General features: G+C 71.8%; 23 protein-coding genes and 1 tRNA gene. 11 read left to right on the forward strand and 13 right to left on the reverse strand.

The features are described from left to right. Complete coding sequence (locus FY030_RS00245; RefSeq protein ID WP_158059759.1) at window positions 1–2,271, reverse strand: acyltransferase family protein; 2,271 nt, start codon at window positions 2,269–2,271, stop codon at window positions 1–3. Between the two features lie 223 nt (window positions 2,272–2,494). Then, window positions 2,495–3,937 carry a hypothetical protein gene (locus FY030_RS00250; RefSeq protein WP_158059760.1) on the reverse strand — a complete coding sequence of 481 codons (1,443 nt, stop codon included), beginning with the start codon at window positions 3,935–3,937 and terminating at the stop codon, window positions 2,495–2,497. Between the two features lie 198 nt (window positions 3,938–4,135). On the opposite strand from FY030_RS00250, the gene FY030_RS00255 reads away from it, so the two are divergent. Then, complete coding sequence (locus FY030_RS00255; RefSeq protein ID WP_158059761.1) at window positions 4,136–4,654, forward strand: peptidylprolyl isomerase; 519 nt, start codon at window positions 4,136–4,138, stop codon at window positions 4,652–4,654. A gap of 184 nt (window positions 4,655–4,838) precedes the next feature. Beyond that, a complete protein-coding gene (locus FY030_RS00260) occupies window positions 4,839–5,591 on the forward strand; it encodes a rhomboid family intramembrane serine protease (RefSeq protein WP_238348478.1) in 753 nt (250 codons plus the stop codon). Between the two features lie 73 nt (window positions 5,592–5,664). Here the strand turns inward: FY030_RS00260 and FY030_RS00265 are convergent, their stop codons facing one another. After that, window positions 5,665–5,928, reverse strand: a complete 264-nt coding sequence (locus FY030_RS00265; RefSeq protein WP_158059763.1) for a cell division protein CrgA — start codon at window positions 5,926–5,928, stop codon at window positions 5,665–5,667. 68 nt (window positions 5,929–5,996) lie between these two features. Between FY030_RS00265 and FY030_RS00270 the strand changes: the two genes are divergently transcribed. Further along, the gene (locus tag FY030_RS00270; RefSeq protein WP_158059764.1) at window positions 5,997–6,773 is read left to right on the forward strand and encodes a DUF881 domain-containing protein; all 777 of its coding nucleotides are present in this window, start codon (window positions 5,997–5,999) and stop codon (window positions 6,771–6,773) included. Window positions 6,774–6,790: 17 nt separating this feature from the next. Here FY030_RS00270 and pknB read toward each other — a convergent pair whose 3' ends face one another. From pknB to FY030_RS00300, 6 genes are read right to left on the reverse strand one after another with little or no spacing between them, the layout of a single operon-like run. Next, window positions 6,791–8,980 carry a Stk1 family PASTA domain-containing Ser/Thr kinase gene (gene pknB, locus FY030_RS00275; protein WP_158059765.1) on the reverse strand — a complete coding sequence of 730 codons (2,190 nt, stop codon included), beginning with the start codon at window positions 8,978–8,980 and terminating at the stop codon, window positions 6,791–6,793. After that, complete coding sequence (locus FY030_RS00280; RefSeq protein WP_158059766.1) at window positions 8,977–10,434, reverse strand: peptidoglycan D,D-transpeptidase FtsI family protein; 1,458 nt, start codon at window positions 10,432–10,434, stop codon at window positions 8,977–8,979. Before FY030_RS00280 ends, pknB begins: the two co-directional genes overlap by 4 nt. Then, window positions 10,431–11,816: an FtsW/RodA/SpoVE family cell cycle protein gene (locus FY030_RS00285; protein WP_158062543.1), complete on the reverse strand. Its 1,386-nt coding sequence runs from the start codon at window positions 11,814–11,816 to the stop codon at window positions 10,431–10,433. The genes FY030_RS00280 and FY030_RS00285 overlap by 4 nt, the downstream gene beginning before the upstream one ends. 32 nt (window positions 11,817–11,848) lie before the next feature. Continuing rightward, on the reverse strand, window positions 11,849–13,363 hold the full coding sequence (locus FY030_RS00290; RefSeq protein WP_158059767.1) for a PP2C family protein-serine/threonine phosphatase: 1,515 nt from the start codon (window positions 13,361–13,363) through the stop codon (window positions 11,849–11,851). A gap of 2 nt (window positions 13,364–13,365) precedes the next feature. Further along, on the reverse strand, window positions 13,366–13,833 hold the full coding sequence (locus FY030_RS00295; protein ID WP_158059768.1) for an FHA domain-containing protein FhaB/FipA: 468 nt from the start codon (window positions 13,831–13,833) through the stop codon (window positions 13,366–13,368). Beyond that, a complete protein-coding gene (locus FY030_RS00300) occupies window positions 13,833–14,678 on the reverse strand; it encodes an FhaA domain-containing protein (protein ID WP_158059769.1) in 846 nt (281 codons plus the stop codon). The genes FY030_RS00295 and FY030_RS00300 overlap by 1 nt, the downstream gene beginning before the upstream one ends. Window positions 14,679–14,840: 162 nt before the next feature. On the opposite strand from FY030_RS00300, the gene FY030_RS00305 reads away from it, so the two are divergent. After that, window positions 14,841–14,924 (forward strand) — tRNA-Leu (locus FY030_RS00305). Window positions 14,925–15,023: 99 nt separating this feature from the next. Here the strand turns inward: FY030_RS00305 and FY030_RS00310 are convergent. From FY030_RS00310 to FY030_RS00320, 3 genes are read right to left on the reverse strand one after another with little or no spacing between them, the layout of a single operon-like run. Then, window positions 15,024–15,509, reverse strand: coding sequence for an SRPBCC family protein (locus FY030_RS00310; RefSeq protein ID WP_158059770.1), 486 nt, complete (start codon window positions 15,507–15,509; stop codon window positions 15,024–15,026). Between the two features lies 1 nt (window position 15,510). Then, complete coding sequence (locus FY030_RS00315; RefSeq protein ID WP_158059771.1) at window positions 15,511–15,837, reverse strand: ArsR/SmtB family transcription factor; 327 nt, start codon at window positions 15,835–15,837, stop codon at window positions 15,511–15,513. A 48-nt stretch (window positions 15,838–15,885) separates the two neighbouring features. After that, window positions 15,886–16,683, reverse strand: a complete 798-nt coding sequence (locus tag FY030_RS00320) for a hypothetical protein (protein WP_158059772.1) — start codon at window positions 16,681–16,683, stop codon at window positions 15,886–15,888. A gap of 146 nt (window positions 16,684–16,829) precedes the next feature. On the opposite strand from FY030_RS00320, the gene FY030_RS00325 reads away from it, so the two are divergent. The 7 genes from FY030_RS00325 (at window position 16,830) to FY030_RS00355 (ending at window position 23,383) form a co-directional block, all read left to right on the forward strand. Continuing rightward, on the forward strand, window positions 16,830–17,219 hold the full coding sequence (locus FY030_RS00325; protein ID WP_202879730.1) for a DUF2237 family protein: 390 nt from the start codon (window positions 16,830–16,832) through the stop codon (window positions 17,217–17,219). 43 nt (window positions 17,220–17,262) lie between these two features. Further along, the gene (locus tag FY030_RS00330; RefSeq protein WP_202879731.1) at window positions 17,263–18,183 is read left to right on the forward strand and encodes an exodeoxyribonuclease III; all 921 of its coding nucleotides are present in this window, start codon (window positions 17,263–17,265) and stop codon (window positions 18,181–18,183) included. Between the two features lie 67 nt (window positions 18,184–18,250). Next, window positions 18,251–18,649: a hypothetical protein gene (locus FY030_RS00335; RefSeq protein ID WP_158059773.1), complete on the forward strand. Its 399-nt coding sequence runs from the start codon at window positions 18,251–18,253 to the stop codon at window positions 18,647–18,649. Between the two features lie 117 nt (window positions 18,650–18,766). Further along, window positions 18,767–20,527: an isopentenyl-diphosphate Delta-isomerase gene (gene idi / locus FY030_RS00340; protein ID WP_192498659.1), complete on the forward strand. Its 1,761-nt coding sequence runs from the start codon at window positions 18,767–18,769 to the stop codon at window positions 20,525–20,527. Then, window positions 20,524–22,038 (forward strand): phytoene desaturase family protein, encoded by a 1,515-nt coding sequence (gene crtI, locus FY030_RS00345; RefSeq protein ID WP_158059774.1) that lies wholly within the window; start codon window positions 20,524–20,526, stop codon window positions 22,036–22,038. Before idi ends, crtI begins: the two co-directional genes overlap by 4 nt. Then, entirely contained in the window at window positions 22,035–22,970 is a 936-nt protein-coding gene (locus FY030_RS00350; RefSeq protein ID WP_158059775.1) for a phytoene/squalene synthase family protein, read from the forward strand. Before crtI ends, FY030_RS00350 begins: the two co-directional genes overlap by 4 nt. Further along, the gene (locus FY030_RS00355) at window positions 22,970–23,383 is read left to right on the forward strand and encodes a hypothetical protein (RefSeq protein WP_158059776.1); all 414 of its coding nucleotides are present in this window, start codon (window positions 22,970–22,972) and stop codon (window positions 23,381–23,383) included. The genes FY030_RS00350 and FY030_RS00355 overlap by 1 nt, the downstream gene beginning before the upstream one ends. Window positions 23,384–23,464: 81 nt before the next feature. Here FY030_RS00355 and FY030_RS16985 read toward each other — a convergent pair whose 3' ends face one another. Continuing rightward, window positions 23,465–25,768, reverse strand: a complete 2,304-nt coding sequence (locus FY030_RS16985) for an HNH endonuclease (RefSeq protein WP_158059777.1) — start codon at window positions 25,766–25,768, stop codon at window positions 23,465–23,467. Window positions 25,769–25,911: the final 143 nt, after the last annotated feature.

A 25,911-nucleotide genomic window follows, 5' to 3' on the forward strand; every position in this document is an offset into this window, starting at 1 on the left:
TCAGGTGCTGCGACGTGCCAGCTCGTCGAACCCGCGGGCGACGACCTCGGCGTAGACGTGCATGCCGGCGATGTCCGGGTGGACGCGGTCAGCCTGCAGGTCCTGGGGGCGTTGGCCGATGGTCTGCGACCACCGGCCGACGACGGCGTGCGGGTAGTCCGCGACGACGTCGTCGATGATCCGGTTGGAGGACTCGGTGAAGGTGGCCTGCACGTAGAGGTTCATCACCACCACATTGCGCTCGGGCCCCAGGGTGTCCAGGGCCGCCCGCAGCCCGGCCTCGTCGACGCCGGCGTTCGTGCCCAGGTGGAGCACGACGTTGTCCCGGATCGCGTCCTGGGCCAGCGCCGCGGTGAGCACCTCCTCGGCCTGCCCCCACTGGCGGTTGGACTGCGCCAGGAAGTTGATGCCGTCGAAGCGGTGGGCCAGGCCGTCGGCGCTGGTCACGACCAGCGAGTCGCCGATCGCGGTGAGCTGGGAGCCCGCCGGCACCAGCAGGCCGTCCTCGTCGGCGGTGAAGGGCAACCCGTTGACTGAGGCCACCTCACCGGCCGGCTCACCCTCCTGCGAATCCTCGGGCTCGGCGGAGGCGTCCTCATCCGCAGCCTCCCCGGCGGTGTCCTCGGTGAGGTCATCGCCAGACGCATCGGCGTCAGCGTCGGTGTCGGCGTCCGCCGCAGCGGCGTCGGCCGGCGCCCCCTCGCCGGGCGCCTCGCCGCCTGCGCCCTCGGCCTCCTCGCCCATGCCCAGCTCGGCCCCGAGCCCGGCGGAGTCGGTGCTGTTCGCGACCGCGGCGGCACCCAGCACACCCCCGTCGGTGAGACGCGACTCCGTCTCCTCGATCTGCCGCTGGGTGGCCGACTTCTCCGGTGCGGTGGCGATCGCGACCGCGGTGCCGATGAGCAGCAGGGCCAGGCCGGCTGCCACCAGCCGGGGCACCCGGCTGACCTGCCACGGGGTGGTCACCCACGCGATGAGCGCGCGGACGCTGGCCCGCATGCCGTGCCGCCGCACCGGCCGCTCGACCAGGCGCAGCGAGAGCTCGGCCAGGACGAGGGTGGCGAGCAGGGCGGCCAGCAGGACGGCATACCCCCGGGTCGTCCCGTCGGTGTAGGGCACCAGGGCACCAGCGATGACCAGGACCGGCCAGTGCCACAGGTAGATGCCGTAGGAGCGCTCGCCGACCCAGACCAGGGGTCGCGACGACATCATCTTGCGCCATGGCGAGGGCGCCTCCAGCAGGCCGGCGATGAGCACGAGTGTGGCCACCGTCGCCAGAGCGATCCCACCGCGGAAGGTGAACGTCGAGGTGAAGGTCGTCCACCGCATGAGCGCCAGCAGGATGACTAGGGCGGCCAGGACGGCGACGCCGCGCCAGCGGCGCCAGAGCGCGGTGCGCAGGCCGGCCCGCAGCTGGGGGTCGGCCCACGCCAGTGCGAAGGCGGCGCCGGCCATGACGCCCATCAGGTGGGTGTCGGTGCCGTAGTAGACGCGGGTGGCGTCCTCGCCCGGGGTGTAGAGCAGCGCCATCAGCACGGTGGAGGCCAGGGCCAGACCGGCCACCGCCCACACCCGCTGGCGCGTGGTCCGGGTCAACGCCAACGCCACCACCAGGGCGAGTGGCCAGAAGAGGTAGAACTGCTCCTCGACGGCCAGGCTCCAGAAGTTGACGAAGAGGATGGGGCTGGTGCTGTGGAAGTAACTGGCCCCGGCTGCGACCTCCAGCCAGTTGCTGGTGAAGGTGAGCGCCCCCAGGGTCTGCCGTCCGATCCCGACCAGCAGGTCACCGCCGACGAGGCGGGCGACCGAGACACTGGTGACGACGACCAGGACCAATGCCGGCAGGAGTCGCCGGGCGCGTCGGCGCCAGAAGTTCAGCAGGTCGACGCGGCCGTGGGAGTCGATCTCGCGCAGCAGCAATGTGGTGATGAGGAAGCCGCTGACGACGAAGAAGACGTCGACGCCGAGGAAGCCGCCGGGCAGTGTGGCGGGCAGGAAGTGGAAGAGAAGGACCGCGACCACCGCGATGGCCCGCAGCCCGTCGAGCCCGGGGATGTTGCCGGGACGGGGGGTGACCCCGTGCGGTCCGCGGCCACCCCTGCGGGGCCCTTTGCGCCGGGGGGTGGGTTCGAGCACCGGGGCGCCCTGCGGGCTGCCCGGGAGGCGCAGGTCGGGGCTGCGGTGCACGACGCGGCGGGGTTGGTGGTCGATGTAGGCGCGGGGCGCCTCGTGGGTCGACGGACGCGCAGGGTCACGTGCAGGCACGGACATCCGCCGACCCACCTCCTTTCGCTGTCCACGGGAGGGTTCAGCGGCAGCCTAGGGCGGCGGTCCCCCACGTCCGGGGACGCGCGCGGTGTGTCGCTCGGGTGGTGCGGTGCTCGGGTGGTGCGTGCCAGTCCTGACGGGGCGGGGATTGGCCGGCCAGCTCCACATGCGCAAGGGCGCCGTCCCCGGTGGGGACGGCGCCCTGTGCGGCGTGCGGGTCGGGGCGTCAGGCCCGGGGGGTGTCGGGGTCCTCGCCGTCCTGGGCCCGGTCCTGCGTGAGGGGCTGGTCGGACTGGGCGCGCGCCGCCTCGATCTCCTCGGTCGGGGACTCGCCCTCGCCCTGCTCGTCCACCGGCGTGCCAGCCGGGCGGGCCAGCTCGTCGATCTCGTCCGTGGCCAGCATGTGGGGCAGGCCGTCAGTGGTGGTGCCGCTCGTGCTGGTGCTGGCAGAGGAGGTGCTGGTGCTGGCGGAGGTGGTGCTGCCGGTGCTCGCGCCGGTGTCCGTCGCGGCCGGGTAGGAGGCGGCCAGCGGGTCGTCGCCAGCGGCGCCGCCAGCGCCCTGCGCCAGCTCGCTGTCGGTCAGGTGGGCGTCCGCCAGCGGAGCCGTGGCAGCCACTCCCGTCCCCGTCACCGCGGCACCCGGGGCGCCGGGGACCTCGCTGGTGGGTGCCGTGGAGGCCCACGGGTCGGTGTCGGAGTCGACGGTGACGGGCTGGGCCCAGGGGTCGGTGGCTGGGGCCTTGCTCTGCTGGGCCAGCCAGTAGGCGACGCCGGCGCCTGCCGCGGCCAGCAGGCCGAGGGTGATCAGCACCCCGCCCTTGCGCTTGCGCTTCTTGGGGCCGGTCCGCTTGGCGACCCCGCCGCCCTGCTTGGACATGGCCTTGTCCTTGCCGTCCTGGACATCTCCGAGCATCGCCTGCAGCTTGGGCAGCAGCTCCTCGTTGATGACGTCGCGCAGGTGGTCCACGCGCGGGCCGACGGCCGCCACGCCCTCCTGGGCCCGTGGCACCGCGGTGTCGACGCCGTGGTCCAGCCCGGCCAGCGCGCGTGCACGGGTCTCGGCGGCCTTGTCGCGGGCGGCTGCGGTCAACGCCGCGATCAGGGCCGCGCTGGCCCCGGCGGCCTGCCCCGCGCCCTGGGCGGCGGAGTGGGCGGCCGGCCCGGCCTTGCCGGCGACGGCGTGCGCGACACCGCTGCCGCGCTCGCGCAGCACCTCGGCCGCGTGGCCACCCTGCTCGCGGAGAGCCTCGGCCACATAACCGCCCCGCTCCTTCACCGCGTCGGCGGCGTGGTGGCTCGCGCCGCTGGCGAGGGTCCCGGCGGTGCCGGCGTAGGCGGCCAGCTTGCCGCCCGCCTTCTCGCTGCGGCGGTCGAGCTCCTTGCGCCCGTGCCCGGCGGCCTTGACACCGTGGCTGCGGGCCTTGTCCGCGGCCTTCGCCGCGGCCAGCTTGTTCTTCTCGGCCAGCTTCATCGCCTTGGCCTTGGTCTTGCGCGCGTGCTTGCGACCCTTCTTGTCGTCCTGCGGCGCAGTGACCTCGGCGAGCGAGGCCAAGGCCGCCGCACTGAGATTGCGCGCGCCGGTGGCGACGCTGGCGCCTGCCTCCCCTGCGTCATGTCTGGCCTGGGCGGCCTGCTTGGCTGCACGCTCGGCATCGGTCTTGAAGAACACGGGGAGCCTCCTCGTCGTGGGTCTGATCCCCATCCTGCCTTGTCAGCGCCGTCAACTCCACCTGACCCCCGACCCTGACCCCTCGCCGCCCCATACCTCGCCCCGGCATACCCCGGCATACCCCGGCATACCCCGGCATACCCCGGCAGCACACCGCTCGGGCTGGACCCTTGGTCACCGCGTGCGAGACTGGGGCGCATGAACGTCACGTTGCACACCAACCACGGCGACATCAACCTGGTCCTCTTCCCCCACGCCGCACCCAAGACGGTCGAGAACTTCGTGGGTCTGGCCAAGGGTGAGAAGGAGTACCAGGACGAGGCGGGGCGCACCTCCCCACAGCCGTTCTACGACGGGCTGATCTTCCACCGGATCATTCCGGGTTTCATGATCCAGGGTGGTTGCCCCCTGGGTGAGGGCTTCGGCGGTCCCGGTTACACCTTCGACGATGAGATCAGCCCCGACCACAACTTCAACCAGCCCTACATGCTCGCCATGGCCAACGCCGGCAAGCGCATGGGCAAGGGCACCAACGGCTCGCAGTTCTTCATCACCGTCGAGGCGACCAGTTGGCTGCAGGGCAAGCACACGATCTTCGGTGAGGTGGCCGACCAGGGCTCCCGCGATGTCGTCGACGCCATCGCCGCGGTCCCGACTGGCGCCAACGACAAGCCGGTGGAGCCGGTCGTCGTCGAGCGCGTCTCCGTCGGCGAGTGACCTCCCCGCCGAGCATCCGGTGAGCAGCCCCACCCACGGGCCGCCCGGCGACCAGCCGGACGGCCCGTCTGCCGTCCCCGTCTGTCCACGTCACCCCGGCGTCGTCAGTTACATCAGCTGTCAGCGCTGTGGCCGACCCACCTGTCCGGACTGCCAGCGGCCCGCTGCCGTGGGAGTGCAGTGTGTGGACTGTGTCCGGGAGGGCAGCCGCACTATCCCCACGCCGCAGACCCGGTTCGGGGCGCCGGTGCGCGTTGACGACCGCCCCTTGGTCACCTGGACGCTGCTGGGTCTGTGCATCGCGGTCTACATCGGCCAGCTGGCCAACCCGGCCGTCACCAGCACCCTGGCCTTCCGGGGTTTCTTGGGCGGCAGCGAGCCCTGGCGCTTCCTGACCTCGGCATTCGTGCACTCCCCGAGCAGCCTGCTGCACATCCTGTTCAACATGTACATCCTGTTCGCCTTCGGGCCGACCCTGGAGCAGGCGATGGGTCGGGCGAAGTTCCTCGCCACCTACCTGCTCTGCGCCATCGGCGGATCGGTGGGCGTGCTGCTGCTGGCCACTCCCAACCCAGGCTGGTTCGTCCCGGTCGTCGGTGCGTCCGGCGCGATCTTCGGCCTGCTCTTCCTGTATGTCGTGATGGCGCTGCGGGCGGGCTCGGTCCCGGGCACGCTGCTGCTGATGATCGGGATCAACCTGGCCCTGCCCTTTTTCGTCGGCGGCATCGCCTGGCAGGCCCACGTCGGGGGTGCCATCACCGGCGCGGCCATCGGCGGGTTGCTGACCCTGACCTCGGCGCCGGGACGCTCGGAGCAGGCCCAGCGCCGACGGCGGCTGATCTGGCCCGCGCTCGCCGGCGTCGCCGTGCTGCTCGTCGCGCTTTCGGTGTGGCGGATCCTGGCCGTCATGGGCCCGGGGGCCTTCACGCTCGTCTGAGCCGAGTTACACCGGTGTAGTTATCCCCAGGTTGTGGATGACCTGTGGATGACCGGGTCGTCTGTGGACAGGCCTAGCGCCAGCGGGTGGCCATGACGAAGCCAGCCATGATCAGGCCCATGCCGATGCCGAGGTTCCAGTAGCCCCAGTCGCCGACGGGCCAGTTGCCCGCGGTGATGTAGAAGGTCGCCACCCACAGCACGCCGAGGATCATCAGCCCGCACATGATGGGCACGAACCACGAAGGGTTGCTGGGCAGAGACTGCGTCTGGGGACCGGTGTCGGTGGCTGCTCCGGCGCGCTGCCGGGCTCCGTCTCGGCCGCGGGACTTGGGCACGGCGTTCTCCTTCGGCGGGTCGTCGGCGTTGAGCTTGCAGGTCAGGATACGCGGCTAGGGTGGTGGCGATGGACACCGCCAAGCCAAGAGCCGACCCGCAGCCCGGGCCGAGCGGTCCTCCTGGCCGCTCGGGGGGCCGGATCGGGGTCACCGTGCTCTGCCTCCTGGCGGGTCTCCTCTTCGGGACCAGCGCCTCCCTCGCGCGGGAGGACCCCACCGGGACCCCGAGCGATCTGCCCCAGCTGATCACGGCCAGGGACCGCCAGGTGCGCAGCCTCACCCAGCAGGCGGAGACCCTGGGCAAGGAGGTGCACGCGCTGCGCGATGCCCGCGCCAGCAGCCAGACCGGCCAGATCGTCAACACCGCGGACACCTTGGCCCCCGTCGTCGGACTGTCCGCCGTGAGCGGCCCAGCCACCGCGGTGACCCTGGACGACGCGGGCTACACCCGGGACACTCTGCCCGAGGGCTACTCCGTCGACGACGTCGTGGTCCACCAGCAGGACCTGCAGGGGGTGATCAACGCCCTGTGGGCCGGCGGCGCCGAGGCGATCATGGTCCAGGACCAACGCATCATCGCCACCAGCGCCGTGCAGTGCGTCGGCAACACCCTCTATCTGCAGGGCCGTGTCTACTCCCCGCCCTACACGGTCACCGCGATCGGCGACCCCGAGGCCCTGCATGCCGCGCTGGAGGCCGACCCCGTGGTGCAGACCTACCGGGACTGGTCTGCCGCCGTGGGACTCGGCTATGAGGTCGCGGACCTGGGCGAGACCGAGCTGCCGGCCTTCGTCGGCAGTGTCCGACCCCAGCACGCGAACATCGTCCGCACCGACGGCGACTGAGGCAACAGAGCGAAGGCTCAGGGACGAGGGGGGTTACCCCGTCCGGGCGGGTCGTCACCACGTCCGGGTGGGTCGCCCTGCCCTGGCGGGCTCCCGCCCTGGCCCGGCGGGACGCCACCCTGGCCCGGCGGCACGGCGCCTGGACCCGTGGGGTCGGGCGGGCTGGATGGCTCCGTGGGCTCGGGTGGGCTGGTCGGTTCGGTGGGCTCGGGTGGGCTGGTCGGTTCGGTGGGCTCGGGTGGGCTGGTCGGTTCGGTGGGCTCAGGTGGGCTCGTCGGCTCCGTGGGCTCAGGCGGGCTGGTCGGCTCCGGGGGGGTGGGCGTCGGGGTGGCGGTGATCGTCTCCCGGATCGTCGTTGGCGCTGTCGGCGGCTCGATCGCCACGGTCAGGGTCACCGGGCTGCCCTGGTCCACGATCGCCCCGGCCTCGGCCGACTGCCGCAGCACGGTGCCGGGCTCGACGTCGGCGGTCGGCTCCTCCTCGATCTCAGGTCTCAGGCTCTGCTGGAACAGTGCCAGCACCGCGTCGTCCCGGGTCTCGCCCACCACGTCGGGCACCTCGACCTGGCCGGAGGAGACGGTGAGGACGATCTCGTCATCGCGCGCGATCTCGTTGCCGGCGGCCGGGGTGGTGTCGATGACCTCCCCCCTGGCCCAGTCCGGGTCGTTCTCCTGCTCGACCCCTTCCCGAACGTTGGTGAAACCGGCCCGTTCGAGCTGGGCGCGGGCCGCCCCCTCCTCCATGCCCTGCACGCGCGGGATGGCTAGCGCCGCCGGCCCCGAGGAGACCACCAGGCGGATCTCCGCGCCTTCTGGCGCCTCACCGGTCAACGGCATCTGGTCGATGACCGTGCCCGACGGCTGCTCGTCCTCCTGGAACCGTGACTCGGGGACCACGAAGCCCAATCCCACGAGCTGGGTGCGCGCGGCGGCTTCGGTGCTGCCCACAGTGGAGGGCACCGCCACCATCGGCGGACCGTCGTCCGCGCCGGGACCCAGCACGAGGTAAAGCACCCACGCCAGGCCGGCCACGGCCAGCAGCGACATCGCGCCGAGGAGCAGCACCGCCCCGGGATGGCGGCGCTCCCGCACGGGAAGCTCGTCGGTGCGCTCGTAGCGGTCGTCGTCGTAGGAGGCCCTGCCCACCCCGAGCCCGGCCACCGGGCTGGCATACCCCGAGTGGTCGCCCTGGGACTGGGACCGGGCGACCGGCTGGGTGGCGTGCGCGACGGCGCCCGCTCCGGCACCGCCCGCGACCGCGCCGCCGGCCCTCGCCGCCAGCACCGACTGCAGCGAGGCCGTCGCCGCGTCGGAGAGCGGTTCCCCGGCCCGGAAGGCGTTGAGGTCGGCCCGGAAGTCGTCGGCGTCCTGATAGCGGTCCTCGGGCCGCTTCTCCAGGGCGTGGACGGTGATCGCGTCGAGCTCCTCGGGGATCGGCCGGTGAGTGCTGGGCACCTTCGGGGTCTCCCCGAGGTGCTGGTAGACGAGCGAGACCGGGTCGCCCTGGAAGGGCGTGCGGCCCGCCAGCAGCTCGTAGAGCAGGCAGCCCACGGAGTAAAGGTCGGAGCGGCCGTCGACGTCCAGACCCTGGGCCTGCTCGGGGGACAGGTATCGGGCTGTGCCCATCACGGCCTGGGTCTGGGTCATCGTGGCGGCGGTGTCGGCCAGGGCTCGGGCGATGCCGAAGTCCATCACCTTGACCCCGCCGGCCTCGGTCACCATGACGTTGGCGGGCTTGATGTCGCGATGTACCAGCCCGCGCTCGTGGGCGTACTGCATGGCGGACAGCACGGTCGCGGTGATCCGGGACGCCTCCTCGGGACCCAGGCTTTCCTGCTCGTTGAGCACCTCGCGCAGGGTCTTGCCCTCGATGTACTCCATGACGATGTAAGGCACGTGGAGCTCCGCCCCACCGGACTCCTCGACGATCTCCTCCCCGGAGTCGAAGACGGCCACGATGCTGGGGTGGGACAAGCCGGCGGCGGCCTGTGCCTCGCGCCGGAAGCGGGACAGGAACGAGGAGTCCCGGGCCAGGTCGGTGCGCAGGATCTTGATCGCGACGGTCCGGCCCAGCCGCAGGTCGTGACCGAGGTGGACGTCGGCCATCCCGCCGCGGCCGATGAGCGCACCCAGCTCGTAACGCCCGCCAAGCAGGCGGGGGTCCTGCTGCGGCGGCTGGGGTGCGGCCTCGGTGGGGTCGTCGCTCATCGGTCCACTCCTGCCTGCAGCATGGCCCGCGCCACCGGCGCGGCCACCACTCCTCCGGTCTCACCGACCCAGTTGTCGCTCGCCGACTCGACGATCACGGCGACCGCGATCTGCGGGTCGTCCGCGGGTGCGAAGCCGGTGAACCAGGCGTGTGCTCCGCCCTGCGAGCCGAACTCGGCAGTGCCCGTCTTGCCGGCCACCTCCACGCCCGGGACCTGGGCCAGCTGGCCCGAGCCGCGCTGCACGACCATCGTCATCATCTCCGTCAGCTCCTGCGCCGTGGACTGCGAGACGGCCCGGGACAGGGTGCGGGGGCTGGTCTGGTCGACCACCTCCAGGTCGGCCCCCCGGAGCGTCTCGATCAGGTATGGCGTCATCACCACCCCGTCATTGGCGATGCCGGCTGCCATCATCGCCACCTGCAGGGGAGTGACGCGCACGTCGTGCTGACCGATGCCGGTCAGGGCCAGCTGGGGCTCGTCGAGCTCGGCAGGGTAGGAGGACGGGGTCACCGGCAGCGGCGTCTCCAGCGTCTGCCCGAAGCCGAAATCCTCGGCCTGCTCGCGCAGGGCGTCGGCGCCCAGCTCCCCGGCCAGCCAGGCGAAAGAGGTGTTGCACGAGACCTGGATGGAGACCGCCAGGGTGGGCCGGCCCTCCGGGTCGCAGGCGGCCCCCTGGAAGTTGGGCAGTTCGGTGCTGGTGCCCGGCAGCGTGTAGGTGAGCGGACCGACGAGCTCGGTGTCCGGCTCGTAGTCTTCGCTCTCCAGCGCGGCGGCCGCGGTCACCAGCTTGAAGACCGACCCGGGCGGGTAGAGATCGCCACCGATGGCGCGGTTGATCAACGGCCGCTCGGGGTCGTCGGCCAGCTCCGCGTAGGCCTGCTCTACGGCCGCCAGGTTGTGACTGGACAGCGCATTGGGGTCGTAGGCCGGTCTGCTCACCATGGCCAGGATCGCCCCGGTGCTGGGGTCGAGCGCGACCGCTGCCCCGCGCCGGTCGCCCAGGGCGTCCACCGCGGCCTGCTGCACGGCTGGGTCGATGGTCAGCTCCAGGTTCGTGCCGGTGGCCGGCCGGCCGGTGATGACGTCGGCCAGGCGCTGGTAGAAGAGGCTGTCGTCGGTGCCGGCGAGCAGGCTGTTGGTGGTGCGCTCAAGCCCGGCCCCGGCGCCATAGATGAAGGAGTAATAACCGGTGATGTGGGCATAGCGGCTGGGGGTGTCGTAGACCCGCAGCCAGCGCAGCTCGTCGTTGGTGGGCTCGGACCGGGCCACAGCGGTGCCGTTGACGAGGATCGCTCCGCGGTCCCGGCTGTAGGTGTCCATCAGCGTGCGCCGGTTGTCCGCCCGCTCGCGCAGGTCGTCGGCCTGCACGAACTGGATCCAGGTGCTGGCCATGAGCAGGGCCGTGAACATCGCGAAGATCACCACGGCCAGCCGGCGGATGGGGGTGTTCACTGCGGCACCTCTTGCTCGGCCGTGCGGGCCTGCCGGCTCTCGTTCTGCCGGCTCTCGTTCTGGCGGCTCTCGTTCTGGCGGCGCTCGGAGACGGGGCGACGGGCGTGGTCGCTGATCCGGAGCAGCAGCGCGACGATGATCCAGTTGGCCAGCAGGGAGGAGCCGCCCGCGGACAGGAAGGGTGTGGTGAGGCCGGTGAGCGGGATGACCCTGGTGATGCCGCCGACGATGACGAAGATCTGCAGGGCCAGGGTGAAGGACAGCCCCACGGCCAGCAGTTTGCCGAAGCCCTCCCGCGCGCCGATCGCGGTGCGCAGCCCTCGCTCCGCGAGCAGGGCGTAGAGCAGGAGGATGGCGAACAGCCCGACCAGGCCGAGCTCCTCCCCGAAGCTGCCGATGATGTAGTCGCTGTTGGCGAAGTAGGTCAGGTAGGGATAACCCTCGCCCAGCCCGGTGCCGAAGATGCCGCCGTGGGCCAGGCCCATCAACCCCTTGGCGACCTGGTCGGACTGGCCGGCGGCGAACGGGTCCAGCCAGAGCATCACCCGGCTCTGGACGTGGGTGAACAGCTGCCAGGCCAGCAGCGCACCGCCGACGAAGAGGGACAGGCCGATAACGATCCAGCTGGTGCGTTCGGTCGCCACGTAGAGCATCGCCACGAAGAGGCCGAAGTAGAGCAGCGAGGCCCCCAGGTCACGCTGCAGGACGAGGATCAGCATCGACAGCAGCCAGGCCACCAGGATGGGGCCCAGGTCCCGTCCGCGGGGCAGCTGCAGGCCCAGGATCCGGCGACCCACGAGGGAGAGCGCGTCGCGGGTGCTTACCAGGTAGCCGGCGAAGAAGATGGCCAGGCCGATCTTGGCCACCTCACCGGGCTGGAAGCTGAACGGCCCGAGCCGGATCCACAACCGGGCGCCGTACTCCTCCACCCCGAGCCCCGGGACCATCGGCAGCAGGAGCAGGACGAAGGCGGCGGCCATCGCGATATAGGTGTAGCGACGCAGGACCCGGTGGTCACGGACGAGGATGAGCACGACGGCGGCGATCACGACGGACAGGCCGGTCCAGAGCAGCTGCCGGTCGGCGACGTTGGTGGTCCCGCCGGGGGCACTGACCAGGTCGATGCGGTGGATCATCACCAACCCCAGCCCGTTGAGCAGGGTGGCGATGGGCAGCATCAGCGGGTCGGCATACCGGGCCCGCCAGCGCAGGACGAGGTGCAGGACCAGGGCGAGTCCGCCGAAGCCGGCGACGTGCCACCAGGCGTCTTCGGGCAGGCGGTCGACGGCGGCCAGGTTGACGTTGGCGTAGGCCAGGGCGACGATCCCGACCGCCAGGAGCAGCAGCAGCAGCTCGATGGTGCGGCCGCTGCGCACTTGCATCTGGGTGATGGTCGAGGGGGTGGGGAAGGCGCTCACGGGCAGTCCTCCGGCCAGACGACGGCGACGGTGGAGGGCCGGGGCGCGCTGGTGGAGGCACCGGTGGGTTCGGGCGCGCCGGCCGCACCGCCCAGGCTCCCGGCGCCCAGGCCGAGGCGCTCCAGCAGGGCCGCGGTGAGCGGCCCGGCGGCCAGCTCTTCGCGGCCCTCCTCGACGCTGGCCACCGTGACGGCCTCGGCGTCGGCGGGGATCGCGGTGGCGGTGCTCCCGTCCGGGAGGAGCACTAGGGGCGTGCAGTTCTGCGCGCCGGACCCGCGCGCTGGACGGGTCGGCTCAGGACTGGTGACCAGGTCGCGCAGGTCGGCCACGATGCGGTCGGCCCCGGCGCGGTCGTCTGCGGACAGGGTGCGGCGGACCTGGTCACGGTAATAGGCGGGCAGGGCCTCGACGGGGACGTCGGACTCCTCCTCGACCGTGGACAGCGGGATGGGGCCCAGGTCCTGGGACAGCCCGCGGAAGATGGCCACCTGGCCGTCCTGATCGCCCACGTAGAACTGCCGCTGGCTCCAGGTCCACCCGCCCCAGAGCGCCATCGCGAGGACCGCGACGAGGGACAGCGCCACCAGTGAGCCGCGCAGGACACGGGCCAACCGACTGGTCTGCTCCTCGGCCAGCACCGGCGGGTCGACGGCGGCGGGGACACCGCTGGCCTCCCGGCTGAGCTGGGCCGCCTTCTCCGCCGGGGTGAGGGCAGAGACCCGCTGCACGCCGCGGCGCTCGCTGGCCGCGCCGACCACCTGCGGCTTGGTGGTGCCGTCGCCCGGCGGGACGGCGTCGGCCACGATGACGGTGACGTTGTCGCGGGTGGAGGCGCGCAGTGCGGTCTGGATCAGGCTCTCCGCGACCTCCCCGGGCGTCCGGCCGGTCTCGCCGAGGATCTCGGCGACGGTGTCCCGGGAGACGTAGTCGGTCAGGCCGTCGCTGCAGATCATCAGCCGGTCGCCGCGGTGCAGCTCGCGCAGGGACAGGTCGGGCTGGTCCTCGGGCCGGCCGGTCAGCACGCGGGTCACCAGGGAGCGCTGCGGGTGGTGCAGCGCCTCGTCCTCGTTGATGCGCTCCTCGTCGAGCAGCTGCTGGACGAAGGAGTGGTCCTTGGTGATCTGGGTCAGCCGTCCGCCGCGCAGCAGGTAGGCCCGGGAGTCGCCGATGTTGGCCACCGCCAACTTGGTGCCGGCGCGGATCATCGCGATGCAGGTGGTCCCCATCCCGTCGGAGTCCGGGTAGACCTCCATCACGTCGGCGAGGCGGCTGTTGGCCTCCTCGATGGCCCGCTCCAGGATGTCCAGGGAGTCGTCGGCGCCGTGCGCCTCACCGTCGAGGTGGACCAGCTCGCCGACCACCAGGGAGGAGGCGACGTCACCGGCCGCGTGCCCGCCCATCCCGTCGCAGAGCACTAGCAGCTCGGGCCCGGCGTAGGCCGAGTCCTCGTTGCGGGACTTGCTGCCCAGTCCCACATTGCTGCGGGCGGCGTAGCGGAGGGCGACGGGCATGGTCAGCGGCGCAGCTCGAGGACGGTCTGGCCGATCCGGATCTGCGCGCCGGGATCGAGACGGGCCCCGGTGCCGATCTCCTCGCCGTCCACCACGGTGCCGTTGGTGGACCCCAGGTCGTCGGCATACCAGGCGTCGGCTCCCGGGTAGATGCGCAGGTGGCGCCCGGAGGCGTAGTCGTCGGTGAGGACCAGGGCGCACTCGGGGTTGCGGCCGATGAGCACGCCAGCCTCGTGCAGGGGCACCGAGGTGCCGCGCAGCCGGCCCTCGGTCACCACCAGGTGGGTCGGGGATTTGCGGCGCTGCCGGGTCTCGGCACGGGACTCGCGCGACCGGGCGGGGCCGGCGTTGCGGGACAGGACCCTGGTGCCGTAGAGGTCACCGCGCAGCGCGCCCACGACGGAGAAGACGAAGGCCCAGAGCAGGACCACGATGCCGAGGCGCAGCAGGTTCAGGGTCAGCTCCCCCATCAAGCCTCCAGGTCGACGGTCAGGTGCGTGCGGCCCAGGGTGATGCGGTCACCGCGGCGCAGCTCCTCGGTGCCGACCTGCTCGCCGTTGAGATAGGTGCCGTTGGTGGAGCCGAGGTCGCGCAGGAGGACCTGCAGGTGCGGCCCGTCGTGGGTGATGCGAATCTCGGCGTGCCGCCGGGATGCGCCCGCGTCGTCGACGACGACGGTGCAGCTCTCGTCCCGGCCGATCGTGGACACGGCCCCGGTGAGGGGGATTCGTAGCCCATCCACCTCCAGGGTGACCGGCGCGTGCCCGCTCGATGCCGGCCGGCGGGGCTGCACGGGGGCCTGGGCAGTCTGGGTGGGGCGGCGGTATGCAGCCCCGGCGTCCACGTGGTCCTGACTCTCGCGGTCCTCACCCTGGTCGGCCGACCGGTCCCGCTCCGGCCTGGGCGTGGGCCGCCGCCGTGGCTCGGGCGCGCTGCCGCGCCGCCCGTCCTTGCTGGCGGGCCGGATCCGGAAGATGCCGGTCTCCAGGTCGTCGCCGGAGACGAGGCGCACCTCGTAGGGACCAGGTGAGACGTAGCGCTGGGCATCGGCGTGGTCCTCGGCCGCGGCGATCAGCTCGTCGGTCAGGGCGCGGTCGTAGGAGGAGAGCCGCTCGTAGTCGGTCTCGGCGAGCTCGATGGTGAAGACGTTGGGGACCATGGTGCGGCCAGGTCCGAGGACCGCGGCGCGGTCGTCCATGGACCTGCGCATCGCCGAGGCGATCTCGACCGGCTGGACCTCGGCCTTGAAGATCCGCGCGAAGGGCTGCTTGACGGCGCGCTCGAGTCGGCGTTCGAGCTTGTCGAAGACTCCCACGGCGCTTCCTCCTGTGCTGGTGGCAACCGGCAGGACGTCACTCCTGCCCCATGGATCGTACTGTCCGGGACTGGCAGAAGGCTGGACCTTGCGGCCCCGCCCGAGGGCGGAATCGGGGATTTCGGGGGCAGGTCGCCTCCGTGCTAATGTTGTCCGGCACTCGCGCGAGTGGCGGAATAGGCAGACGCGCACGGTTCAGGTCCGTGTGTCCGAAAGGACGTGGGGGTTCAACTCCCCCCTCGCGCACGTCAAGGTAGCTGTATCGACGAAGGTCCCGGCCGGAGCAATCCGACCGGGACCTTCGCGTTGAGGGTGGCAGTGCGCCGCGCCCCGTGGCCGCCCTGCTCAGGCGGCCAGATAGTCGTCGATCTGGTTGATCGCCGAGGTCGCGCCCTCCTCCACACCCATGGCCAGGACCTGTTCCAGCCCCTCGGCCGTGGCATAGACGGAGGTGAACACCGCGCGGGTGCCACCGTCGGCGGTCTCGAAGGTGAAGGTGTTCTCCGAGACGGGCATGTCCAGCAGCGGCTGCAGATCGGCGTCCGCGAAGCCGTCGCGGAAGCTGAAGCTGCGCGGCTCGTCCACCTCGGTGATCTCCCACCAGCCGCCGAAGCGCTCACCCTCGGGGCTGGTCATGTAGTAGGTCATCCGGCCACCGGGGGCCAGCTGGTGCTCGACGAAGGTGGCCGGGTACTGCGGCGGTCCCCAGACCTTCTCCAACTGGCGGGGGTCGGCATACACGGCCCACACCCGCTCGACCGGGGCGGCGAACTGGGCCGTGATGATGATGGTGCGGGTGTCGATGTCCTTGGTGATGTCGATGACAGGCATGTCAGTCCTCTTCCAGGAGTGCGTCGATGCGGTCGATGCGACCGCGCCAGATGTCCTCGAGCTCGGTGAGCATCGAGGCGACGGAGCGGACGGCCTGCACGTCACCGCTGGCCAGCTGCTGCCGGCCCTCGCGACGCTTGGTGATCAGGCCGGCTCGTTCAAGCACGGCGACGTGCTTCTGCACCGCGGCGAAGCTCATCTCGTAGTTCGCCGCCAGGGCGGAGACCGAGTGCTCGCCTGCCAGCACCCGGCGCAGGATGTCGCGCCGCGTGCGGTCGGCCAGCGCGTGGAACATCGCGTCCGCGCGCTGCTCGCTGGTCCCGTCCATGAGACCAACATACAACCATTTGGTTGTATGTTGTCAAGGGTCCCTGCGTCAGGGGGCTGCGGGACCGCCCGGGGTCGTGTCGTCGGTCGTGTCACCAGCCGCGTCACCGGCCTCGGCGCGGGCCTCCGCCTGCTTGGACAGGCCGCGGAGCATGACCCCCGCGATCAGGTTGAAGGCCGCGAACCCGGCGATCAGCCAGGCGAACCAGCCGGTGTCGCCCTCGGCAAAGCGCAGGAACGCGAAGACGGCCAGGATGGCACCCAGGACGATGTAGAGGATCGAGCGGCGGCGCAGCATCCGGGGGTCCATCTGCTGCAGTGCGGCAGCCCCGGCGCCGCCCGCCGCGGCCGGGTGCTCCGTGGTCTCGCCGGCGGTGACGGTCGACGGTGCGGCGGGGGTGAGGTGGGTCAGGTCATCGGGGCTCAGCCCCTCCTCCTCAATGAGTCCGTCGAAGGAGCGGCCGGTCTGCGGGTCGTAGGCCTCGTAGCCGGTCTCCGTGGCGACGATCCGCACGGCCCGCCGCACCTGGTCGAGGAAGTGCGCCCGGTCCTCGCGGGCACGCACCGGGAAGGACACCGAGGCCGAGCGGTCGTAGAGCTCGACCTGCAGACCGCTCTCGGACGCGGTGAGCTCGCCGAAGACGTCACCGTCGGTCTCCTCCGCGACCCAGACCTCGACCGGCTCGGTGAGGTGCTCCCGCAGCCGGGCCTCGATCCGGCGGAACGCGGCCACGCCCGCCTGGAGGGCCGCCTCGTCCACCGGAGGGCCGTCCTGCTCGTCGGCAGCGACGACGTCGGCCCAGCTCTGGCCGGGCGTGCGCGGGTAGAGGGTGATGTCGTACGTCATGCCCCCATCCTGCCCGGGCAGTGGGCAAACACCCGAAACGGCGCCGCCCGCTGTCAGCTCGGTGCATGAGGTCGGTGCTCTCGCGTCCCGACGACGGGAGTGCCCCGAGCCTGTCGCGGGCCCGGTCGGACTGTCATGATCTGTCCATGCGCAATGTGCTCGGCGGTGAGCTGCAGGAGTGCGGCATCGACCCGATGACAGGGTTCACCCGGTCGGGCCGGTGCGAGGTCACGCCGGACGACCTAGGGGTGCACGGCGTATGTGCGGTGATGACCGAGGATTTCCTGCAGCACCAGTTGGGGGTCGGCAACGACCTGGTGACCCCCCGGCCCATGTGGTCCTTCCCGGGGCTGCGGGCCGGTGATCGGTGGTGCGTCGTCGCGGTGCGATGGCTGCAGGCGCAGCGGGCGGGCTGCGGGGCGCCGGTGGTGCTGGCCAGCACCCACGAGTCGGTGCTTGAAGTGGTGCCGTTGACGCTGCTGCAGCAGCACGCCGTCGACGTGCCCGACGACGTCTCCGGTCTGACCCACGGCTGAGCCTGGCGACCTGACCCGCAGGAGCCGCGCCTACCATCGCCGGGTGCTGCGCATCGCGACCTTCAACGTCAACGGGATCAGGGCCGCCGAGCGTCGGGGGTTCGGCGCCTGGCTGCACGGGTGTGCGCCCGACGTCGCCGCCCTGCAGGAGGTGCGCTGCCCGGCGGATGCGCTGCCCGCTGACGTCTTCGGCGACCACCACCTGACCTATGACCCCGGCACGATCCCGGGCCGCAACGGCGTCGCCGTGCTGACCCGTCAGGCCCCGGCGGCGGTGCGCACCTGGGGTGCCCCGGTCCTGGTGCGCCGGCCCGGGACAGCGGCCACCGACCTGAGCGAGGCGGGGGACGGCATACCCCTGGCCCGTGGCCTGTCGCGGTTCGTGCCCGAGGGCCGCTACGTCGAGGTGGACCTGGCCGACGAGCCGGTGACGGTGGCCAGCCTCTACCTGCCCAAGGGCGGGTTGCCTGCCCACCTGCAGGTGGCGGGCCGGATGCGGGAGGCACCGGACGGCGGTGCCAGGTATGCCCGCAAGATGGGCTTCCTGACCGCCTTCGCCCGTCAGCTGCACCGGACGCGCCGAGCAGCCCGTGCGCGGGGCCGGGAGTTCGTGCTGCTCGGGGACCTCAACGTCGCGCACACCGAGCTGGACGTCGCGCACTGGCGGCGCCACCAGCGCTCGGAGGGCTTCCTGCCCGAGGAGCGGGCCTGGATGGGAGACCAGCTCTCCGCCCGCACCCTCGTCGACGTCGTCCGGCTGCTGCACCCAGACACCCCCGGGCCGTGGTCGTGGTGGAGCTGGCTGGGGCGCACCTTCGAGCGGGACGAGGGCTGGCGGATCGACTACCACCTGGCCACCCCGGGGCTGGCCCGGCGGGCGAGGACGGCGCACGTCCACCGCCAGGGCCAGGACGGCGTCCGGGTCAGCGACCACGGGGCAGTCGTCGTCGACTACGGCCCCTGAGGGCCCAGCAAGACCTGACAAACGGCCTCGTGTTGCCGGGTGAGCCTCGGGCAGGCACCGTGGGGGCATGAGCGATCAGTCTTTTGACGACCAGTCCGAGCAGACCCGGGACGACGGGTTCGGCATCATGGACCGCACCGCCGAGCAGCAGGAGACCGCGGAGGTCAACCTGGATGAGCCCAGCTCGACCGATGACGTGCCGTGGAGCCCCCCGGACCGCATGCCGATCCACTCGGAGTTCGGGGACGAGCCCGAGGAGGAGACCATCGACCAGCGGATCGCCCAGGAGCTGCCGGAGGACGGCACCGCCTATGGCGCGCCGGAGCCGGAGGGGATCCTCGGTGGTGCCGACGACCTGAGCGGCGAGGGCGTGGACGGCACGGGCCCGGCCCCGGACCAGATGCTGGGCGGCGACGACCCCGATGCCATCCCGGCCGAGGACGACGTCCTCGACGGCCCGGTCTGAGACCGCGTCGTGTCGGCCAGGCGCACCGGCGCGGGACGGTCCGCGCTGGTGGAGGCCCTGGTGACGGGGTGGTTGTGACGGCATCGATGCGGTACGCTCGGCAAGGTTAGACAAGGTATGGACAGCAAGCGGGGTGAGCCACGCAGGGCCGCTCCGGCCGGCCTGAGCCACCAGCAGGACGGGAGCAGGGACCAGGTGAGCGTGACCCAGACCGACCAGGTGGTCCTCGTCGCCGAGGACGGGACTCCTCTCGGCGCCGCCCCACGGACCAGCGTGCACACCGGGGACACCCCGCTGCACCAGGCGTTCTCCCTCTACCTCTTCGACGAACAGGGCCGGGTGCTCATCACCCGGCGGGCGCTCGGCAAGCTCACCTGGCCAGGGGTGTGGAGCAATGCCTGCTGCGGCCATCCCCGGCCCGGGGAGGAGCTCGGTGTCGCGGTCCGTCGCCGGCTGGGCGAGGAGCTGGGCGTGCAGGTGGAGGACCTGCAGCTCGTGCTGCCCGACTTCCGCTACCGGGCCGTCGACGCCAGCGGGATCGTCGAGCATGAGCTGTGCCCCGTCCTGGTAGGGCGGGCCGCGGGCGAGCTACGCCCGGACCCTGATGAGGTCAGCGAGCACGCCTGGGTGTCCTGGACCGACCTGGTGAGTGCGATCCGCGCCACACCCGCGGTCTACAGCCCGTGGTCGGCCCTGCAGGTGCCACTCCTGGCGGACGAGCAAGAGCGGCTGCCGCTCGCCAGGCGTGCGGGCGGTGTCCGGGCGGGCGGTGTCAACGGCATGCCGGGTCCCGAGGCCGCGGCCGTCCCGGCCTCGGCGACCCTGTCGGCCGTCGACGCGCTGCTGAGCTCGGAGCTGACCTGGATGCGCCAGGTCTGGGGGGCGATCGCCCCCGCGGGCGAGCCCGACGTCCTCGGCGGTGACCCGGGGGACCTGCCCGAGTGGCTGCATACCCTCCTGGTGGGGCAGGGCAAGCGGCTGCGTCCACAGATGTGCCACTGGGGCTTCGTCGCCAGCGGGGGCCAGCTGGACACCCGCGGCCACGACGACGTCGTGCGGGTGGCGGCGGCTCTGGAGACGCTGCACCTGTTTGCGATGCTGCACGACGACGTGATGGACCAGTCGGGCGAACGCCGCGGACGCCCCTCTGCCCACGTCGTCGCGGACCGACGGCACCGGGCGGCCGGTGGTCACGGCGACCCCTTGCGGTTCGGGGAGAACATCGCCCTGCTGCTCGGTGACCTTGCCCACAGCGAGGCTGACCGGCTCGTGCACACGCTGCCCTCGGTGATGCGCGACTACTGGTACGAGCTGAACCTTGAGCTCATCGTGGGCCAGCGCGCCGACCTCACCGGGGCGGCCGCCCGCCGCACCGACCTCGCCCACGCCGAGGCGGTTGCGGCGCTGAAGTCGGGCGCCTACACGATCGAGCGGCCCCTGCAGCTGGGTGCACTGGCGGCCGGCGCGACCCCGCAGCAGCGGGAGGAGCTGGGCCGCTTCGGCTGGCACCTGGGCAGGGCTTTTGCGTGGCGCGACGACGTGCTCGGCGTATGGGGTGACCACGCCGTCACCGGCAAGCCGTCTGGGGACGACCTGCGCGAGGGCAAGTCGACGCTGATCTGGGTCCTGGGCAACGAGCACCTGCAGGGGGAGGCCGCCGCCGCCATGGAGCGGGTGGGGACCCCGGAGGCGCGGGAGTCGGACGTGCCGCTGATGCAGCAGGCTCTGGAGGAAGCAGGTGTGCGGGAGGAGGTCGAGGTCCGCATCATCGCCGAGATCGCCGCGGCGGAGGCCGCGCTGGTCGGCTCCTCGCTGACCCCCGAAGGGGTGGCCGGCCTGCGCGAGACGGCGCGTCTGGTGGCCTGGAGGTCTTCATGAGCCACGTCGTGGTCATCGGGGCCGGCTTGTCCGGGCTCGCGGCGGCGTGCCACCTCATCGGTGCCGGCCACCGGGTCACCGTGCTGGAGCGCGATGACGTCCCCGGCGGGCGCGCTGGACGTCTGGAGCGCGGGGGCTTCACCTTCGACACCGGTCCGACCGTGCTGACCATGCCGGACCTCATCGACCGGCCGCTGCGGGCTGCTGGCTCCAGCCTGGAGGAGCGCCTGGAGCTGCAGCTGCTCGACCCGGCCTACCACGCCTTCTACGCCGACGGCTCGGAGTTGACCGTGCGGCACGGCCACGAGGCGATGCGGGCCGAGATCGAGCGGGAGTGCGGCAGCGCGGACGCCGCGGCCTTCGACGACTTCGTGGTCTGGCTGCGCAAGCTCTACGAGGCCGAGATGCCGCACTTCATCGACCGGAACTTCGACAGCCCTGCCGACCTGCTCGCGCGGCCCCGCGCTGCGGCGCAGCTGATCGCGATGGGTGGGTTCGGCCGGCTGGGACCGACGATCCGCAAGCGCTTCCAGGACGACCGGCTGCACCGGCTCTTCTCCTTCCAGGCGATGTATGCCGGGCTGGCCCCGGACGAGGCGCTGGCCATCTACGCGGTCATCACCTACATGGACTCCATCGAGGGGGTCTACTTCCCCCGCGGCGGGATGCGCGCGGTGCCCGAGGCGCTGGCCGGCGCCGCGAGCGACGCCGGCGCCGAGATCCGCTACGGCACCACGGTCACCGAGCTCCTGCGGGACGGGCAGGGCCGGCGCCGAGGCCTGCCAGGCCGTCGAACCGGAGGCCGGGTCCGGGGTGTGGTGACCCAGGACGGCGAGGCGATCGCCGCGGACGCCGTGGTCTGCACGCTCGACCTGCCGACCGCCTATGAGCAGCTGCTGCCCGACCTGGGGGCCCCGCGGGCGGTGAACGGGGTGCTGGGCGGCAACTACTCCCCCTCGGCGGTCGTCTGGCACGTGGGCGCGCGCGGCGTCCCTCAGGGCAAGGCCCACCACAACATCCACTTCGGCCACGAGTGGGCTGGTGCCTTCGAGGACCTGATGAAGCGTGGCACCCTCATGGGCGACCCGTCGAGGCTGGTCACCGTGCACTCCCTCGACGACGAGGAGGCGGCGCCCGAGGGGCACAGCACCCTCTACGTCCTGGAGCCGGTGCCCAACCTCGACGTTGGCAAGATCGACTGGGAGCGGGAGCGGGGACCGATGCGCGAGCGGCTGCTCGGCTTCCTCGAGAGCGCCGGTTATCCGACCGATATCCTCGAGGAGGAGCTGGTCACGCCCCTGGAGTGGCAGAGTATGGGGATGGCAGCCGGGACCCCGTTCGCGCTGGCCCACACCTTCCCCCAGACCGGGCCGTTCCGCCCCTCCAACGTGGACCGGCGGGTGCCGGGGCTGGTGTTCGCCGGGTCGGGGACGGTGCCGGGTGTCGGGGTGCCGATGGTGCTGCCGTCGGGCCGGCTCGCCGCGCTGCGGGTCCAGGAGATGTTGGGATGAGCCTGACCGGGTCCGGCTCCGCGGGCTCTGCCCACCGCCCGTCGGACCCGCTGCTGGTCAAGGGCTACCAGCGCTGCGCCGAGCTCACCCGTCAGCACGGCACCACCTACTACTGGGGTGCCCTGCTGCTGCCGCCCGAGCAACGCGTGGACGTGTACGCCGTCTACGCCCTGTGCCGGCTGGCCGACGACATCGTCGACGAGCCGGAGAAGGTCGACCTGGCGGTGCCCATGCACGACGACCCCGCGGTCCGGCTGCGCCTGTTCGAGCAGGCCTTCACCGAGGCGCTCGCGGCTGGCGGCTGCGACGAGCCGGTGATGGCCGCCGTCGTCGACTCGCTGCGGCGCCGCGGCACCGACCCGGCGTGCTTCGACCGGTTCTTCCGGGCGATGGAGCTGGACCTGACGCGGGAGACTTGGGCCTCGTGGGAGGAGCTGCGCGCCGGCTACATGGAGGGCTCGGCCGCGGTCATCGGCGAGATGATGCTGCCCGTGCTGGAGCCGCATACCCCTCTGGCCCAGGGGCCGGCCCGCTCCCTGGGCCTGGCCTTCCAGCTGACGAACTTCTTGCGGGACGTGGGCGAGGACCTCGACCGGGGCCGGGTGTATCTGCCGCAGGAGGACCTGGACCGGCACGGCACTGACCCGTGGGAGCGCACGGTGACGCCGCAGTGGCGGGCGATGATGGCCGAGCAGATCGAGCGTAACCGGGCTCTCTACCGGGATGCTGCGCGCGGGGTCGGGATGCTGCCCAAGCCCAGCGCCCGGTGCGTGGCGACCGCCCTGCGCATGTACTCGCTGATCCTGCGGCGGATCGAGGAGGCGGACTACGACGTCTTCTCCGAACGGCGGCGGGTCCCCCGGCGCACCAAGGTCGCCATCCTCAGTGACGTCCTCCTGCGGGGGCCCTCGCGCAACCTGGTCCGCCGGTGATGCCAACCCTGCCCCACCCGCACCTCATCGCGCTTCGACTGGCGGCAACCGTGCTGCTGAGCGCGGTCATCGGCCAGGCCGGCTGGGCGGCGGCGATGCTGGGCGGCGAGTCGCGCTATGCCCGGTTCCACGAGGTGGGGGCCTGGGTGACGTTGACGGTCGCCGTGCTCAGCGCCCTGACGTATGTCCTGCTGCGCCGCTCCGCCGGGCCGGTCAACCTCTGGCTGGCCGTGGGCCTCACCGTCGCCATCGCGGTGCAGATCAGTCTTGGGGAGACGGGCCAGCGGGCCCTGCACATCTTCGTAGGGGTGCTCATCGCCATGCTCGCCACCGCCCTGACCTCGTGGACATACCGGCACAAGATGCCCGAGACCGATGGGACCGCAGGCGGTCCGATCGAGGTGCGCAGCTAGTTCCTTGGAGCGCGCTGCTGGGCGCTGCTGGGCGGTGCCCCGGTTGGGGTGTCCGGCGGGCGGGGCCTGGCATCGATGGGGTCACTGTTCTTGGTCGTCGGGGGTGTCTTGGGTGGGGATGTTGAGGAGGTCTTGGACGGTGGGGGTTTCGGGGTGGGGGCCGGTGCGGGTGTGGCCGGTGTCGGGGTGGGTGTGGGTGAGCTGGACCCAGGCTTCGTCGCGGAGGGTGGTGCGGTCGCCTGCTCGGTGGAGGTGTTGTTGGTGTTGGGTCTCGTGGGCGTAGACGGCGTGGGAGGCGAGGTCTCGGCGTTGGTCGAGGTCTTCGGGGTGGGTGGTGTGCAGGTATTGGTTGTAGTCGTGGACTCGGGTGGAGCGGTGTTGGTTGAGCAGGGTGGTGAAGGTCAGGTCCCGGCGGGTGCCGATGGTGATCTGCCAGTGGCCGAGGGTTTTGTGGTGGTGGGTGCGTTTGTCGAGGGCGGCGAGGTTGGTCTCGGTGGTGGTGCCGCCGGGGGTGGCGTAGGGGGTGACGTGGTCGATCTGTAGGGCTTGGCCGGTGAGGCGGGAGCCGGGGGCGCGGGAGTACAGGTCGGCGGCCAGGACCTGGCGGCGCAGGTCGGTGTCGGGCCGGTAGGTGGTGATGGTGCGTTCGATGAGGCGCCCGTCGGCGGGGTCGGTCAGCAACCGGTGCAGCGTCGTGCCGGGTAGCAGGACCAGCTCTCGGGCGTGCCCGGGGGTGAGGAACATGGGGTGGGAACCGATCAGCTCCCCGACCAGGCCCCGACCCGGCGGCTCCCGATCCAACAACGGCGAGTGAGCAGATCCGCGCTCCGGTAGGGGCTCACGCCCGGGCAGGGGTTCGCGATCTGGTGCTGGTGCTGGCGCTGCTTCGTCTGGTGGTTCTTGGCCTGCCGGTTGATTCTCCGGTGGTGGCCCGTCGTCGGGTGGGGTGGCCCATGGTGGAGGACTGCTGCCGCCGCGGTTGGCGTGGCCCCACGGGGTCACCGGGTTCGCATCGTCAGGCTGGAGATCGTGCAGCAGGTCCGTGCCGTCCGTGCAGTCTGTGCTGCTGGTGCAGCCCTCACCGTCCGTGCTGGCGCCGCTGGTGTCGTCGGTGCCGGTGCCGGTGCCGGTGCCGGTGCCGGTGTTGGGGTGGCTGGTGGTGGGGTGGATGTGTTGGGCGCAGGCGGGGCAGAGGGGTAGCCCGGTTTTGAGGGCGTCGACGGGGATGATGATCTGGGCGTGGATCTTGGGTTGGCCGTGCACGACGGCGATGAGCTCGGCCAGGCGTTCGGGGGTCAGGACCTCATCCAGCACCTCATCCACAGCGTCCACGTCGATGTTGGGCAGGTTCAGGGTGCCGTGCAGGTGCAGGGCGGCGGCGATGTCGAACCGTAACTGGGACAGGGTCCGGTCTTCCCCGGCCGCGCGTAGGGCCCGGGCGGCGGTGTCGAGGCGGTGGCGGATGCCGGCGATGGTGACGGCCGGTCCGGTCAGGGTCAGGGTGGCGGTGCCGTCATCGTGCAGGCGGACCTGGACGCGGCGGTTGGCGTAGGCACGACGCCGCCGGGAAGCATCAGCGTCGGGGTCTTGGCCGGTGCAGGCGGTGATCTCCCGCGCCAACGCCGCCTGGTAGGGGTGGTGCGCCCACACCGTGTCCGTGTCGAGCTCACCGTCGGGGTCGAACCGTTCCGCACACGCCAGGGCCGGGTCGGTCCCGAACAGGGCATAGGCCACCAGTAGCCGCTGGTCGGACGTGAGGCGAGCAGCATGAGTGCGTTCCCAGAACGTCTTGACCTGCACCCAACGGGTCTGCCCGCGACGTAGCGCGCCCAGCAGCATCGAACGGAGCTCGCCGCCGGTGGTGGCGACAGCGAGCAGGGTCTGGGCCTCAGCGGTGCTGGTGCCAGTGGCCAGTTCCAGCTCCATCACCGCCACGTCCCGCACGGCAGCGTCCACGCTGCGGCGGGTCGCCGGGGACAGCGTCACACCGGTGAGACCGCGCCGGTCCAGGACCCGGGCCCGGCACTCACCCAGCACTTCCGCAGCCGCTTGCAGCAGGTCTGCTTCCACCACGCTGCGGGCCCGGGCAGCAGCATCCACCGCCACCACCGACTCATGCGCCCCCACCACCGCCTCGGTCCCAGCGACGGCGTCGGTGTCGGCGTCGGTGGCCGGGGCCTCGAGCTCGACCTGGATCCTGACCCACGCCGGGGCAGGGGTGGCCACCCGCAACCCGAACCGGGCCCGCCGCTCCGCCAACGCCGCCAGGCCAGACGCGGTCAGGTCACCCAGGTCACTCAGCTGGGCGTAGTCGACCAGCCGCTGCTCCAACGCCGAGCACCCCTCCGGCTGCCCAGGCTGTGCCGTTGCCTGTGGTGTGTCCATCGCGTCCCCCTCCCCGGCGACCATGGCTTCGTCCTACACACCATACTAGCACAAGTGTTCGATGAAAGGAAGGGTTGTGGACGAGCCTTGTGGGTGACTTACGGCCCCAGGCATCTCGCGCCTAAGACGACCCGAACTGGGGA

The organism is Ornithinimicrobium pratense, assembly GCF_008843165.1.
GTDB classification, from domain to species: Bacteria; Actinomycetota; Actinomycetes; order Actinomycetales; family Dermatophilaceae; genus Ornithinicoccus; species Ornithinicoccus pratensis.

Excerpts from the sequence above, each read along its gene's own strand:
- FY030_RS00335 (WP_158059773.1), top strand. The coding sequence starts at position 18,251 with ATGAGCGATCAGTCTTTTGACGACCAGTCCGAGCAGACCCGGGACGAC.
- FY030_RS00310 (WP_158059770.1), bottom strand. The coding sequence starts at position 15,509 with ATGCCTGTCATCGACATCACCAAGGACATCGACACCCGCACCATCATC.
- FY030_RS00285 (WP_158062543.1), bottom strand. The coding sequence starts at position 11,816 with ATGCAAGTGCGCAGCGGCCGCACCATCGAGCTGCTGCTGCTGCTCCTG.
- FY030_RS00350 (WP_158059775.1), top strand. The coding sequence starts at position 22,035 with ATGAGCCTGACCGGGTCCGGCTCCGCGGGCTCTGCCCACCGCCCGTCG.
- FY030_RS00255 (WP_158059761.1), top strand. The coding sequence starts at position 4,136 with ATGAACGTCACGTTGCACACCAACCACGGCGACATCAACCTGGTCCTC.
- FY030_RS16985 (WP_158059777.1), bottom strand. The coding sequence starts at position 25,768 with ATGGACACACCACAGGCAACGGCACAGCCTGGGCAGCCGGAGGGGTGC.
- FY030_RS00320 (WP_158059772.1), bottom strand. The coding sequence starts at position 16,683 with ATGACGTACGACATCACCCTCTACCCGCGCACGCCCGGCCAGAGCTGG.
- FY030_RS00315 (WP_158059771.1), bottom strand. The coding sequence starts at position 15,837 with ATGGACGGGACCAGCGAGCAGCGCGCGGACGCGATGTTCCACGCGCTG.
- FY030_RS00325 (WP_202879730.1), top strand. The coding sequence starts at position 16,830 with ATGCGCAATGTGCTCGGCGGTGAGCTGCAGGAGTGCGGCATCGACCCG.
- idi (WP_192498659.1), top strand. The coding sequence starts at position 18,767 with ATGGACAGCAAGCGGGGTGAGCCACGCAGGGCCGCTCCGGCCGGCCTG.
- FY030_RS00270 (WP_158059764.1), top strand. The coding sequence starts at position 5,997 with ATGGACACCGCCAAGCCAAGAGCCGACCCGCAGCCCGGGCCGAGCGGT.
- FY030_RS00245 (WP_158059759.1), bottom strand. The coding sequence starts at position 2,271 with ATGTCCGTGCCTGCACGTGACCCTGCGCGTCCGTCGACCCACGAGGCG.
- FY030_RS00290 (WP_158059767.1), bottom strand. The coding sequence starts at position 13,363 with ATGCCCGTCGCCCTCCGCTACGCCGCCCGCAGCAATGTGGGACTGGGC.
- pknB (WP_158059765.1), bottom strand. The coding sequence starts at position 8,980 with ATGAGCGACGACCCCACCGAGGCCGCACCCCAGCCGCCGCAGCAGGAC.
- crtI (WP_158059774.1), top strand. The coding sequence starts at position 20,524 with ATGAGCCACGTCGTGGTCATCGGGGCCGGCTTGTCCGGGCTCGCGGCG.
- FY030_RS00295 (WP_158059768.1), bottom strand. The coding sequence starts at position 13,833 with ATGGGGGAGCTGACCCTGAACCTGCTGCGCCTCGGCATCGTGGTCCTG.
- FY030_RS00355 (WP_158059776.1), top strand. The coding sequence starts at position 22,970 with ATGCCAACCCTGCCCCACCCGCACCTCATCGCGCTTCGACTGGCGGCA.